The sequence below is a fragment of the Sulfurimonas sp. genome, from assembly GCF_026196735.1.
Lineage (GTDB): Bacteria > Campylobacterota > Campylobacteria > Campylobacterales > Sulfurimonadaceae > Sulfurimonas.
The window spans coordinates 15,330-28,040 of record NZ_JAPHUF010000003.1 but is presented as its reverse complement, the minus strand read 5'-3'; the positions used below and the strand labels follow the sequence as shown (position 1 = coordinate 28,040).

The window sequence follows — 12,711 nt, the reverse complement described above, 5'->3', positions numbered from 1 at the left end:
TATTTTTGATGCTAAAAAACATGGCTGAGAATGATTTCATCGTATCTAAAACAGATACAAAAGGTAAAATTACTTACTGCAACAAAATATTTATGGATATGGCAGAATATACTGAGGAGGAGCTCCTTGGTAAGCCTCACAGCATTGTACGACATCCTGATATGCCAAAAGCTGTTTTTAGATATTTATGGGACATGATTGCTAAAAAAGAAGAGGTTTTTGCATATGTTGTTAACAAAACTAAAAATAACAATCACTACTGGGTCTTTACAAATGTAACTCCTTCTTTTGACAACAACGGCAAAATAATCGGTTACTACTCAGTTAGAAGAAAGCCTAACCCAAAAGCACTTGAAGCTATCATACCTCTGTACAAAAAGATGGTAGAAATTGAAAATAACGAGGGAGTTGACGCCTCATTTAAAATTTTAACAGACATACTAGAAGATAAAGGAGTAAGCTATGATGAATTTATCATCTCTCTTCAAAAATAGACAAAGCAGTATGCTTTTTATCACAGTTTTACTTGTAGCTATCTACGGGCTAATTACTTCAAACTATGCTCTTAGTGGTTTACTATTTTTAGTTTTATTTGCTTCAATATTTATCCAAACGGATAATGAAAATGAAATAAAATCTCCTACATACAAGTCAATGATTAATGTTTTAAAAGATGTGGCGCAAGGAAAACTAGAAGGTCGTGTAACATATATACCAGATAACAACTCCATAGAATCATCTTTTGCCTGGAGCTTAAACGACGCACTAGATCAGCTCGAAGCATTTATGAGAGATGTGCAAACATCCATAAAATCTGCTTCTGTGGGCAAAAGCTACAGACTTACATACCCATCAGGATTACACGGCAGCTTCCATAGCACTTCAAAAGAGTTAAATGAAATTATGGGCTATATAGCTGAGGGCTACTCCTCAAAAGTTAAAGGCGAATTATCACAAAAGCTCAACAATCTTAGTGATGGAGCCAGTAGCGGTTTTGAAACTATTCACAATGACATCATACTTGCTCAAAATGATTCAAATACCATTGCTGATGTATCAAAAATAACAGCTGCTCAATCAGCTAAAAGTTTAGAAGAAGTAAGAGATATAAGTGAAAAATTCGACACTCTTGTTGAGCTTATCTCATCTTCTCATGAGGCTATAGTAAGTCTAGAACATCGTTCAAGTGAAATTTCTGTAATCGTTGGGCTTATTAAAGATATTGCAGATCAGACAAACCTACTTGCGCTAAATGCTGCTATTGAGGCAGCAAGAGCCGGTGAACACGGTAGGGGCTTTGCTGTTGTTGCTGATGAAGTTAGAAAACTAGCTGAGAGAACTGCAAAAGCTACAAATGAGATAGAGATTACAATATCAACACTTCAACAAGAGTCAAATGAAATTCGTACTAATTCTGACAATATTTCTGAAATAGCACAAACTTCAAATGAAATTATTAATGAATTTAAAAATACATTTACCCAATTAAACTCATCAGCCGAACACTCAGCCGATATATCGCAAAAAATACAAAATAGACTTATGGTAACATCAATAAAAGTAGAGCTTGTACTCTATAAAATCGAAGCATACTCATCTATAATTGACTCTAAAGAGTCATATGTATATAACGATCATACACACTGTAAGACTGGAAAATGGTATATCACTGATGGGAAAAAATATTTTGGGCATACAGAAGCATATAAAGCTATTGATATTCCTCATCAAAAAGTCCACAGCTCTGTATTTAATAACTTGCAATTTATAGAAAACAACTCTACTTTTAAAAGTGAAAATGTAGAAGTAATTGTAAATAACTTTAAAAATATGGAAGATGCATCAAGCGAATTATTTAAACAACTTGATAACATGATAGCAGAAGCTTAGCTATTTACTTATTATTAGCTTATATTTAATATAATTTTAAATCTCGATTATGTTTAACCCCCTTTCATAAGTAGAGATTTATACTTCCTATAAATTATTTAATTATCCGGTCTTTCCCCTTTTTTTGGCCTGGATAATTATGCTAAACTTCCACCATGCAAAAAATCATCTTAACCACACTTAATTCAAGATTTACACACACTTCAATAGCACTTAGGTATTTATATGCGAACTTAAAAGAGCTACAAGATGATGCAGAGATTATAGAGTTTAGTATAAACGATGCCTTGCAGTCTGTAGCAGAAAAACTACTAAAGAATTCCCCAAATATTATAGGTATAGGCGTATATATATGGAATGTGACAGAGGTAAGTGAACTTATTCACATTATAAAAAAAGTCTCTCCAGAGACAACAATTGTCTTAGGCGGTCCTGAGGTCTCACATGAACCTTTTCGTGTAAATCTAAAGAGTGCTGATTATATAATTCAGGGTGAAGGAGATTTGGCTTTTTATAACTTATGCAAAAATATTTTAAACAATAACAAGCCTCAAGATAAAATAATTAAAATGAGTATGCCCTCATTGAAAAATGTAAAACTTCCCTACAAATACTATACGGATGATGATATAAAAAACCGCTATCTCTATGTAGAAGCTTCCAGAGGCTGCCCTTTTGAGTGTGAATTTTGTCTATCTTCAATGGATGAAAAAGTTAGAGCCTTTAATCTTGATGAGCTTTTAAAAGAGTTTGAGGTACTTTGGATGAGAGGTGCTAGAAACTTCAAGTTTATAGACAGGACTTTCAATCTAAATATGAAAACTGCAAATAAACTTTTGGACTTCTTTTTGGCAAAAAAACCTCCTTATTTTGCACATTTTGAAGTTATACCCGACCATTTTCCCGACTCCATAAAAGAAAAAATCGCACAATTTCCTCATGGCGCACTTCAACTCGAAATTGGGATACAGACACTTAACCTTGAAATAGCAAACAACATATCAAGGCAACTAAAACTTGATAAAATTAAAGAAAATATAAGGTTTTTAGAACAAGAAACCGAAGCTCATATACATCTTGATTTGATTGTCGGTCTTCCTGGGGAATCTCTGCAGAGTTTTGGAGCAAATCTTGATGAACTGGTCTCTTTGAGCAGTTGTGAGATACAAATAGGCATACTGAAAAAACTCTCAGGAACCTATATAAACAGGCACGATATAGAATTTGGCATGGTTTACAGCGACATCCCGCCTTATGATATTTTAAAAAATTCTCAGCTTAGTTTTAATGATATTCAAATAATGAAAAGGTTCTCAAGGTTTTGGGATTTAACTTACAATAGCGGTAATTTCAAGCAAAGTGTAAAGCTAATCTGGCAACAGCAAAGTGTGTTTGAAAATTTTTATGCCTTTAGCATATGGACCTACACTCAAACTGATTCAACATACAAAATCTCGCTTATGAGACTTGGAGAACTACTTTTCACATATCTTTGTGAAATCAAAGATTTGTCTGCCCAAATGGTAGCAAAAGAGATGCTTGAGGATATGATGAAGTTAAAAGGACGGGCGGTTCCAAGTTACTTAAAACCATATGCCAAAGACTTACATGTAGATAATAAACATGGAACATCTGGATTTAACAAAAGACAGCAATAATATCAGAAATTTTTAGATATAATCACTCTATGTTTAAATCAGTTGTGCCTATATTACTATCACTGTTTTTAATAAATACTGCTTGGGCAAATGAACCGTATGTAGATGAAAAACTACTGGATCGAATTGACAAAAAATATAAAATATTTGCAAAAAAAAGATTTTTGTTTCTTCAGCAAATGCTAGATGAAGTGAGAGATAAAGATGATTTGGCAAAACTTGAAGCAGTTAATAGATTTTTTAATGAAGTCAAGTACTCTTCGGACTTAAAAGTCTACAACAAAAGCGACTACTGGGCAACGCCTTGGGAGTTCTTGGGAAAAGACAAAGGCGATTGCGAAGATTATGTTATCAGTAAATATTTTGCTCTTAAATATCTCGGTATTGCACCTGAAAAACTATTTTTTACATATGTACGCTCTACAAAATTCAAAGCACCTCACATGGTTTTAACCTACTTTAAAACACCCAAAAGTGAGCCACTTATTTTAGATAACAACAATCGTAAGATTTTTCCGGCATCAAAAAGAAAAGATCTTATTCCGATCTATCATTTTAATGGCGAAGTACTTAAAACTGGTGAAAAACAAAAAACCCATAAAAAATGGGATGAACTACAACTCAACATGCAAAGGAAAAAAATATGACTCTCTTTAAACAAATAGCCATTATGCTATCAATCTTTTTACTTATTATACTGGCAACTGTTTTAACCCTAAACTTTCAAAGTGCAAACAAGTCTGTTCAAGACAGACTCTATGAAGATGCCAAAAATTCAGCAACTTCACTTAGCCTTTCACTTGGAAATGCAAACGGTGACATATCAATGATGTCAACCATGATTAATGCAAACTTTGACAGTGGATACTACCGAGAAATCACTCTTGTTGATGTTGAGAACATCACTCTTTATGAGAGAAAGACTGAAAGCGAAATCATTGATATTCCATCATGGTTTTTAAATATGATTGAAATTGAAGCACCAATTGCACGAGCAAATGTATCAGCCGGCTGGAGTCAAGTTGGAATACTTAGTGTTCAAAGTGACACAACTTATGCATATAAACAGCTATACTCAATTTTAAAGAGCCTTCTAATATCTTTTGCCCTCATTTCTGTTATAGGTCTTATTATTCTTAACTTGCTTTTACATGCTGTTTTAAAACCACTAAAAGAAGTACAAAAACAAGCAGCTGCCGTAATAAGAAACGAGTTTATAATTCAAGACAACATCCCTTATACAACAGAGTTTAGAGATGTCGTTTTGGGAATGAACAACATGGTCTCAAAAGTCAAAGCTATGTTTGATAAAGGCAATAAAGAGCTAAAAGCACATAAAGAGTTAGAGTACATAGACAAAAATACAGGACTTAGAAATCGTAAATACCTTATAGACAGGCTTCCTGAGTATTTAAAAGTAGATGCACCTTCAAAAGGCGGAATAAATATACTTATTGCTATCAGCGGGATGATGCAGGCTAACGAAAAACTTGGTCATCAAAATGCGGACAAACTTCTTCTAGACATTGCGGATATATTTAGAGATAACTCCAAAGTATTTACTAACTGTATAGTTGCTAGAATGAATGGAACAGAATTCTCGATGCTTCTGCCTGATTGTTCAAAAGAAAATGCGTTAGAGTTGGCAAAAAAGATTTACGACTCTGTTGAACAAAAAATCATTCAAAATGAGTTAAACACTAACGAAATCTTTATATCTCTTGGTCTTTATGAGTATAGCCATAGAGATACCATCTCACAACTATTTTCTCGTTCAGACAACTCTCTTGCTCAAGCAAAATTCCATCCATCAAACATACATCTTGAAAAAGCTGAAGACAGTGTTGAAGTTATGGGTAAAGAAGCATGGAAACTTATAATAAATAATGCAATTGAAAAAAATAGGTTTAGCTTTGTATCTTGGCCTGTTGTAGATACCAAATCTAAAAAACTAGCTAATCATGTACTAAGCATAAATCTAACTCTTGACAAAAACACATCATATAGTTATGCCCAGTTTATGGCACCGGCAATTCAATCAGGACTAAGCAATGACATATACAAAAATGTTGTAAATATGTTATTTAAAATTCCTGACATGCTTTTGAGTGCTTCAACCTACTCTCTAAGACTACCTTATGAGTATCTAGAGCATGAAGGCACCTTTGAGGACATCAGTGAACTTCTTCGCGCCAATGCTGCTACTCTTCCATTTAAATTAATCATAGAGATGCCAGATAGACTTGTCCGTCAAGACTCTAAACATATTATGGAATATAAAGAGCTATTTAAAATGTACAATATTGATGTTGGTGTATTTGAGTTTATTGGTGAGAGTGAAGATTATCAATATTTACAAGACTTAAGACCTGTTTATATCAAAGGTGAAAGTAGCTACTTTTTGACTCAAACAGACCAATCACTTTCAGCTCTTAGATTGATAACAGATACAGTAGGAATTTCACTTATATCTGTCGGTGTTATGGATATGCAAACTCTACAAAAGTTAGAAGAAAGAGGTATTCATATAGTTCAAGGGCTAGTGACTGAGATGATAGAGATACAAAGCTAGCTTACTAGTTTATACTCTTCTGGATGTCAACCCTTTTGTAAGAGCTTCGTTGATATCCTGTTTATACTCCGGATTTAATCTTGTAAGTTCTTTATCAAACTTGATAATTAAATCTTTGGTTATATTTGGATGTCTACATGCTGTAAAAATAATACCCATATAAATATCAAAATCAGGATGAGACCTAAGACCGAGTTTCGTGTGAACTCTTCCATGATATTTTATAACCATATCAAGAGCTTCGCCTAAAAGTTCTGTTGATGATTTTTTGTTTTTAATAATGCTTAGCAGATGGTTCAAATCAGTATTTGTAATTGTACTTTTGACTTCTGTTTTTACTTTATTTTCATCTGCTGTTTTTTGTTTGTTAGATTTCTTTTGAGACTTTTTATTTGGTTCTAAAAATAGGAAAAACACTAGAATTGCTAAAACTGCAATTAACCCCATAATAGATTTAATAATTAATTCTGTTTCCATCTATTTGTTACAACTTTTTCAGATATTATAGCTTAGTATTCATAAAATTTATTAAAACTTCTAAGAATCCTGAAGGGACTAAAAAAAATTCTAAATATTGAAATAAAGGTTAAAGTAAGAAATGGTGGTCTCGGAGAGATTCGAACTCTCGGTAGAGTTATCTACACATCCTTTCCAAGGATGCACCATCGGCCACTCGGACACGAGACCATTTAGAAGATGCGATTCTACCTTATTTTTAATCAATTAATGATAAAATCTATTTTATATGCGGATTTACAGCGATAAATCACTATAGTCGTACTTTTCTAAATCTATATAATACTTTTTTCCAATCGTAATAATCCTAGCGTCAGTGTCTGCTCTCTTTTTAAACTTTTCTTTTATCTTAGAAGATTTTTTCTTTGAAAACTCTCTGGTTTTTATATACTTATTTAAAGAGATCAATCCACTGTCTTGATATTGCTGTGGTTCTTCTATTTCTGCTTCAACTAACTCTTCTTTAATATCTAAAGCATCATCTGGAGCATTTAGCATAAACTTTGAAGATATTGCGTTTAGTATATTTTTTAACTGCTCATCTTTGTCTTTATAGATCTGTTCTATCTTTTTTCTCTCATCAATTAACATCTGCTCTTTTTGGTCTCTAAGTGTTCTTGTCTCACTTTCAAGAGTTTCTATTTTTTGCTGAAGTTTGGCATTTTGCTCTTCTAAAAGTTTATAGTATCTGTCATCAACCGGTGAAATAGCTTTTTTAGTTACTCTTTTAGATGATGCTTTAGAACTATCTTTGCCATCAAGTATAACCATCTTGACGCCATTTTCAACCACACTCTTTAAAGAACCTCGTCGTACACGATTGTGTATAGCTTCTTTTGACACACCAAGCATTTGAGCAGCGTCTGTGACTGTTAATTTTGACATGTGACTATTCCCCCCTATCTCATATTTTCAAAAACAAGTGGAGCATCCCACTCTGCTTCTCTTACCATTTTCATTACTTTTTGTAAATCATCAAGCTTTGCACCTTTTACTCTTATGGCATCTCCCTCAATTTGGGCATTTACTTTTAACTTCATCTTTTTTATTTCAGCAGTTATTTTTTTAGCTTCTTTAGACTCTATATAATCAACGACTTTAAAAGTCACTTTTCTATTATTCCCGCTAGAGTCTTCTACTTTTAGTTCTTCTAAAACTTTAGAGCTTAGTCCTTGTTTTAAAAACTTTGCCACTACAATATCTTTTAATGCGTCAAGCTTGTTATCGCTGGATGCTATCAAAACTAAAGTTTTAGCTTTTTCATTGTAGTTTACTTCATAAGCAGTTCCCTTGAAGTCGTAACGATTAGCAACCTCTTTATCTACCATATTTATAGCATTTTTGAAGTTTTGCATATCTATTTTTGCACTAATATCAAATGAATGTTCTTTTGCCATCTGTCAACCCTTTATAACAATTATTGCAGATTATAACATATTTGAAATGTGTTAGTTGTTTTAAAAAGTTGGACTTCCATCAAAACCAGCACCAAAATTAGCAAAATTTGGGTCCATATATCCAGCCATAGAACTTCGTCCGCGAAGCTTTTCTATATCTGCCTTACTTGAAATATCCTGCGGACACACAAGCGTACATTCATTACAAAGAGTACAGTCCCATACACCGTTTGTTTGTATGGTGTCAATTTTATCTTTAGGGTTTTCTTCTCTTTTGTCACTAACATATCTCCAAACTCTTGTTAGTGAAAACGGTCCAAGAAATTCCTCGTTTACAGCATAAACAGGGCAGGCACTATAACATGAACCACACAATATGCAGTCACTCTGAACTTCATTGATTTTCTCATCCTCGGGAGTTAGTAAAACATCTTGAGACAATGAACTCTGCCAAGCTTTAGCCTTTGCATTAAACCCATAAGCCCTGTCCATATTTACAACCAAATCGCGTATCACTTCGCTGTTTCTCATAGGTTCTATTAAATCGCTGTCCTTTGCATGATAAGCACATGCCAAAACTTCTTTGCTGTTAACTCTCACAGAGCAACTTCCGCAAACACTGCTTCTACAGCCACTTGAATATGTGAGTGACGGGTCTTGTGTCGTTTTTATCTCATTTAAAACTTCTAGTAAAGTTCTATCTTTTGACTCAACTTCATACTCAACAAGAGTTTCTCTTTGAATTTTAATCTTCATAGCTTACATTCCCATTTTTATCAATTACACTATGTGCTTTAAAAAGTTCATCATTTTCGTTTGGCTTATCAACTCGAAAATGTGCTCCTCGGCTCTCTTGTCTTGCAATTGCACCGATTACAACCAGCTGGCTTAGCTCTAACATATTTTTAAACTCCAAAAACTCTATCAGATTGGAATTATAAATTTTTGATTTGTCACTAACACCCATCATCGGTAGGTTTTCTAGCAGTTTTGTCACATCTTTTAGTAAAGACTCAAGATTTTCTTTTTCTCTTTTTATTCCTACATGTAGATAAAACATATCACCTAAAAATTCTCGTTTTTGATAAAAATCTACTTCGTTTATATAGTTTTTTACATCAATAATAAAATTATTGATATCTTTTACATGTATATCTTTATTTAAATTTATTTCACTTTTTTTTGCATGTTTTGCGGCAGCCTCTCCGGCTTGTTTCCCAAATACTATCAACTCCAAAAGTGAGTTTCCACCAAGACGATTTGCTCCATGAACCTTATGGTTTGCACATTCACCAGCAGCATACAGACCCTCTATACTTGTTTTGGAGTTCTCATCTACCTCTATTCCGCCCATCGTATAGTGAGCAACCGGTTTTATAGGGATTAAGTCATGCACAGGATCAACACTTTCATAAAGTTTGGCTAACTTTCTCTCTTGTGGCAGCTCTTCATTTATAAACTCCTCTCCAAGATGACGAATATCTAAAAAAATATCTTCACCCTTTAGCATCTCATCGTCTATTGCCCGAGCTACCTCATCACGAGGAGCTAACTCATTTGTAAAACGCTCACCTTTTGAATTTAGCAGATATCCTCCAGCACCTCTGGCACTCTCTGAGATTAAAATTGCAGAGTTTTTCATAGCAGTCGGATGAAACTGCACAAACTCCATATCGCTGACTCTTGCCCCCGCTCTTAGTGCTGCAGCAATACCATCACCGCTGCTTCCAACTGCATTTGTTGAGTGAGTATGATAAATCCTGCTATATCCGCCGGTTGCCATTATGACACTTCTTGCTTCATAAACTTCCACTTCTCCGCTTCTTTTATCTAAAACACTAACACCGCAAACATAAGTTTTGCCATTACTGTCCTTATCTGTTATGCACTCTAAAAGATATTTTTCATTTAAAATCTCAATGCCAAGAGAAAGACATCTGTCATAAAGCGTATGAAGAATTTTTAAACCTGTATAGTCTTGTGCATAGCAGGCGCGGGGAGCAGAAGCACCACCAAGTGTTCTTTGAGCGATTTTAGATTCTGTGGTTCTGCTAAATGGCACACCTATGCTATCAAGCCATCTGACTGCATCAGGAGCACTCTCGCACATAAACCTAACTGCATCCTCATCCGCAATTGAATGAGCAGATTTTAGGGTATTTTGAATGTGTGCTTCAACGCTATCTTCTCCAGCGTTTGAGAGCGCCGCATTTATACCGCCTTGTGCCATACATGTTTGACTTCTTGTTGGATAATCCTTTGTAAGTATCGTGACCTTTGCGCCATTTTCATGAGCATTGATTGCGGCTACTAAACCTGCCCCACCTGCTCCTACAATAATTACTCTGCTCATATTGCCTCGCATTTTATAATAAATTTAACACCATCATCTGTATTGACAACTTTGATGCTGCCCCTATGATGCTCTTCTATAATATTTTTTGCCATGTGTAGTCCCAATCCTGTTCCGTTTTCTTTTAGTTTTGTAGAAAAATATGGTTCAAATATATGGTCTATTATATCATCATCAATTTGCCCTGCATTATTACTTATCTCTAAAACAGCCATATCGTCTTTATCATAACTGCTTATCAGTATTTCTGCATTTTCTACATCACATTTAGCAAATTGCTCTTTAGCATTATTTAAAATATTTAAAATTACCTGCATAAACTCATTTTCATGCAAATTCAACTCTTTGCTAGAACCTAAACTTAAGACTACATGTATATCACTTGAATTTAAACTATCCTCTATGATACCGTATGCTTTTGCAATAACCTTGTTTATGGGTAAAATTGCTGCATCTTTATTTGGTTTATAGTAGTCGCTAAAGTCAGATATTATTTGACTTAAGTTTTGAGTGTACAGTCCAATTTTATCAAGCTTACTCTTTAAAAACCTTAAAAAATTATCTCTTTGTGTTTTGTCGTCAAAATCATAACTTTCTAGTTCTAATGCTAACAATATAGATATTTGTGTTGCTGAAATTGAGCTAAGGGGTTGCTTCCATTGATGTGCAACCATGCTCATAACTTCGCCCATCTGGAGCAAACGGGATTTATGAACAAGGTAAGCATCTTTTTTATGTGCCTCTTGCACTGCATCTGAGATTTTAGACTCTAAGGTTTGATTTAAACTCATCAATTCATTTTTTAAGACTTCCAATTCTCTATTTTTATTTTTTAAAATTTGTTGCCTGTAAAATAGTGCTACTAGCACAAAGATTAATAAAAATATACCCTCGTAAATATATTTAAAGTTTTTTTCTAAAGGCTCTTGTGTCGCATAAAGAGGTAGAAAAGTTAATAAAACAAGAAATACATATTTCATAAGACAACCATTGATATATTAGTGATGGATTATAACATAAGAGTTAAAAAGTAATACCTTATTATTCTCAAAGAACCCGCGATTAAAACAAACCAAAGAAAGTTAAGCCTAACAAGACCTGCTACAAGTGTTAGTGGATCACCGATGACTGGAAGCCATGAGAGTAACAGTGCATAATATCCATAGTTGTGTCCATAACCATATGCTTTTGTGCCTATCTTGGATTTAAAAAGTTTTGTTTTTGTTTTTTCATAAAGCCAGTAACCGAGCCAATAGTTGAGAATAATCGCTAAAATATTTCCGCTTGAAGCAAAAATCAGAGCCGTGTATTTTGGCATATCATTAGCTAAAGCTGCTACAAATGCAACTTCAGAACTAAATGGAAGAATAGTCGCAGCTAAAAATGCCGTGAAAAAAAGTGCTATTTCAGCGATGTTATATTCTCTATTACAGAAGTAATGAGCTTATCTCTTGCTTCAACAGATGTCCAAGCAATATGGGGTGTAATATATAAATTATCTCTGTTTTTTACACTTAGAAGTGGATGATTTTCTCTCATAGGCTCACATGTTAAAACATCTAAACCAAAGTAAATATTTTTCTCATCAACTATCTTGGCAACAGCCTCTTCATTGATGATACCGCCGCGTCCAAGGTTTAAAACAATACTTGCATCTTTACAAGTTAACAGTTGTTCATAATCTAAAAGATTATTTGTTTTGTCATTTAGAGGTGCATGAATTGTAATAATATCGCAACTCTTCAGTAATTCATCTATAGTCACTCTCTGATAATCATCAGTTCTATTTATTCCGCTTGTAGAGTAGTAACAGACTTCTGCACCAAATGCTTTGGCTATATTTGCAACTCCACGACCAATAGCACCAAGACCTATAATTCCCCATTTTTTACCTTTTATTTCAAAAAATGGTTTTGACACATCTGTGAAAATAGGACTTCTGGAATATGAGCCGTCTTTTACATACTCATCATAATATCTTGAGTGCCCCATCAAATAAAACAGCATTGAGAATGTGTGCTGAATAACCGAATCGGTTGAATAACCAGCTACATTTTTCACTTGGATTCCACGAGATTTTGCAGCTTCTAAATCAACATTGTTCATCCCCGTAGCAGCAACACAGATAAGTTTTAGAGTCGGTGTGTTTGACATGTGCACATCGGTTATAACAACTTTGTTAGTAACAACTACATCTGCGTTAGCAATTCTATCTTGCGTTTGCTCTGGAGATGTTGTCTCAAAGATCTCAACATTACCTAAAGAATCAAAGCCACTTAGGTCGGTCTCGCCAAAAGTTAAGGCATCAAGCAGAACTATTTTCAT

Annotated in this window: 13 protein-coding genes and 1 tRNA gene; 5 read left to right on the top strand and 9 right to left on the bottom strand. The window is 34.1% G+C overall.

Annotated features, from left to right (window positions below; translation table 11 throughout):
- Positions 1-8: 8 nt before the first annotated feature.
- From OQK60_RS02035 to OQK60_RS02015, 5 genes are all read left to right on the top strand, one after another.
- Positions 9-494 carry a PAS domain-containing protein gene (locus OQK60_RS02035; protein ID WP_297683565.1) on the top strand — a complete coding sequence of 162 codons (486 nt, stop codon included), beginning with the start codon at positions 9-11 and terminating at the stop codon, positions 492-494.
- Positions 463-1,890 carry a methyl-accepting chemotaxis protein gene (locus OQK60_RS02030; RefSeq protein ID WP_297683563.1) on the top strand — a complete coding sequence of 476 codons (1,428 nt, stop codon included), beginning with the start codon at positions 463-465 and terminating at the stop codon, positions 1,888-1,890. The genes OQK60_RS02035 and OQK60_RS02030 overlap by 32 nt, the downstream gene beginning before the upstream one ends.
- A gap of 155 nt (positions 1,891-2,045) precedes the next feature.
- Positions 2,046-3,548, top strand: a complete 1,503-nt coding sequence (locus OQK60_RS02025) for a radical SAM protein (RefSeq protein WP_297683561.1) — start codon at positions 2,046-2,048, stop codon at positions 3,546-3,548.
- A 29-nt stretch (positions 3,549-3,577) separates the two neighbouring features.
- A complete protein-coding gene (locus OQK60_RS02020) occupies positions 3,578-4,195 on the top strand; it encodes a transglutaminase-like cysteine peptidase (RefSeq protein WP_297683559.1) in 618 nt (205 codons plus the stop codon).
- Positions 4,192-6,120, top strand: a complete 1,929-nt coding sequence (locus tag OQK60_RS02015) for a LapD/MoxY N-terminal periplasmic domain-containing protein (RefSeq protein ID WP_297683557.1) — start codon at positions 4,192-4,194, stop codon at positions 6,118-6,120. Before OQK60_RS02020 ends, OQK60_RS02015 begins: the two co-directional genes overlap by 4 nt.
- A 9-nt stretch (positions 6,121-6,129) precedes the next feature.
- On the opposite strand, the gene OQK60_RS02010 is transcribed toward OQK60_RS02015, so the two are convergent.
- The 9 genes from OQK60_RS02010 to OQK60_RS01970 all read right to left on the bottom strand — a co-directional run bounded on the left by OQK60_RS02010 (position 6,130) and on the right by OQK60_RS01970 (position 12,711).
- Positions 6,130-6,597: a hypothetical protein gene (locus OQK60_RS02010; RefSeq protein WP_297683555.1), complete on the bottom strand. Its 468-nt coding sequence runs from the start codon at positions 6,595-6,597 to the stop codon at positions 6,130-6,132.
- Positions 6,598-6,719: 122 nt separating this feature from the next.
- Positions 6,720-6,807: transfer RNA gene (locus tag OQK60_RS02005), tRNA-Ser, on the bottom strand.
- A 66-nt stretch (positions 6,808-6,873) separates the two neighbouring features.
- The gene (locus tag OQK60_RS02000; protein ID WP_297683553.1) at positions 6,874-7,521 is read right to left on the bottom strand and encodes a DNA-binding protein; all 648 of its coding nucleotides are present in this window, start codon (positions 7,519-7,521) and stop codon (positions 6,874-6,876) included.
- Positions 7,522-7,535: 14 nt separating this feature from the next.
- Entirely contained in the window at positions 7,536-8,033 is a 498-nt protein-coding gene (locus OQK60_RS01995; RefSeq protein ID WP_297683551.1) for a YajQ family cyclic di-GMP-binding protein, read from the bottom strand.
- Between the two features lie 60 nt (positions 8,034-8,093).
- Entirely contained in the window at positions 8,094-8,789 is a 696-nt protein-coding gene (locus OQK60_RS01990; RefSeq protein ID WP_297683549.1) for a 2Fe-2S iron-sulfur cluster-binding protein, read from the bottom strand.
- Positions 8,779-10,386 carry an FAD-dependent oxidoreductase gene (locus OQK60_RS01985; protein WP_297683547.1) on the bottom strand — a complete coding sequence of 536 codons (1,608 nt, stop codon included), beginning with the start codon at positions 10,384-10,386 and terminating at the stop codon, positions 8,779-8,781. The genes OQK60_RS01990 and OQK60_RS01985 overlap by 11 nt, the downstream gene beginning before the upstream one ends.
- On the bottom strand, positions 10,383-11,366 hold the full coding sequence (locus OQK60_RS01980) for a HAMP domain-containing sensor histidine kinase (protein WP_297683545.1): 984 nt from the start codon (positions 11,364-11,366) through the stop codon (positions 10,383-10,385). The genes OQK60_RS01985 and OQK60_RS01980 overlap by 4 nt, the downstream gene beginning before the upstream one ends.
- A 29-nt stretch (positions 11,367-11,395) precedes the next feature.
- Positions 11,396-11,704, bottom strand: coding sequence for a DedA family protein (locus OQK60_RS01975; protein ID WP_297683543.1), 309 nt, complete (start codon positions 11,702-11,704; stop codon positions 11,396-11,398).
- Between the two features lie 83 nt (positions 11,705-11,787).
- A complete protein-coding gene (locus OQK60_RS01970; RefSeq protein ID WP_297683541.1) occupies positions 11,788-12,711 on the bottom strand; it encodes a D-2-hydroxyacid dehydrogenase in 924 nt (307 codons plus the stop codon).

Coding starts and splice junctions, on each gene's coding strand:
- OQK60_RS02035 (WP_297683565.1), top strand. CDS start 9: ATGCTAAAAAACATGGCTGAGAATGATTTCATCGTATCTAAAACAGAT.
- OQK60_RS02030 (WP_297683563.1), top strand. CDS start 463: ATGATGAATTTATCATCTCTCTTCAAAAATAGACAAAGCAGTATGCTT.
- OQK60_RS02025 (WP_297683561.1), top strand. CDS start 2,046: ATGCAAAAAATCATCTTAACCACACTTAATTCAAGATTTACACACACT.
- OQK60_RS02020 (WP_297683559.1), top strand. CDS start 3,578: ATGTTTAAATCAGTTGTGCCTATATTACTATCACTGTTTTTAATAAAT.
- OQK60_RS02015 (WP_297683557.1), top strand. CDS start 4,192: ATGACTCTCTTTAAACAAATAGCCATTATGCTATCAATCTTTTTACTT.
- OQK60_RS02010 (WP_297683555.1), bottom strand. CDS start 6,597: ATGGAAACAGAATTAATTATTAAATCTATTATGGGGTTAATTGCAGTT.
- OQK60_RS02000 (WP_297683553.1), bottom strand. CDS start 7,521: ATGTCAAAATTAACAGTCACAGACGCTGCTCAAATGCTTGGTGTGTCA.
- OQK60_RS01995 (WP_297683551.1), bottom strand. CDS start 8,033: ATGGCAAAAGAACATTCATTTGATATTAGTGCAAAAATAGATATGCAA.
- OQK60_RS01990 (WP_297683549.1), bottom strand. CDS start 8,789: ATGAAGATTAAAATTCAAAGAGAAACTCTTGTTGAGTATGAAGTTGAG.
- OQK60_RS01985 (WP_297683547.1), bottom strand. CDS start 10,386: ATGAGCAGAGTAATTATTGTAGGAGCAGGTGGGGCAGGTTTAGTAGCC.
- OQK60_RS01980 (WP_297683545.1), bottom strand. CDS start 11,366: ATGAAATATGTATTTCTTGTTTTATTAACTTTTCTACCTCTTTATGCG.
- OQK60_RS01975 (WP_297683543.1), bottom strand. CDS start 11,704: ATGCCAAAATACACGGCTCTGATTTTTGCTTCAAGCGGAAATATTTTA.
- OQK60_RS01970 (WP_297683541.1), bottom strand. CDS start 12,711: ATGAAAATAGTTCTGCTTGATGCCTTAACTTTTGGCGAGACCGACCTA.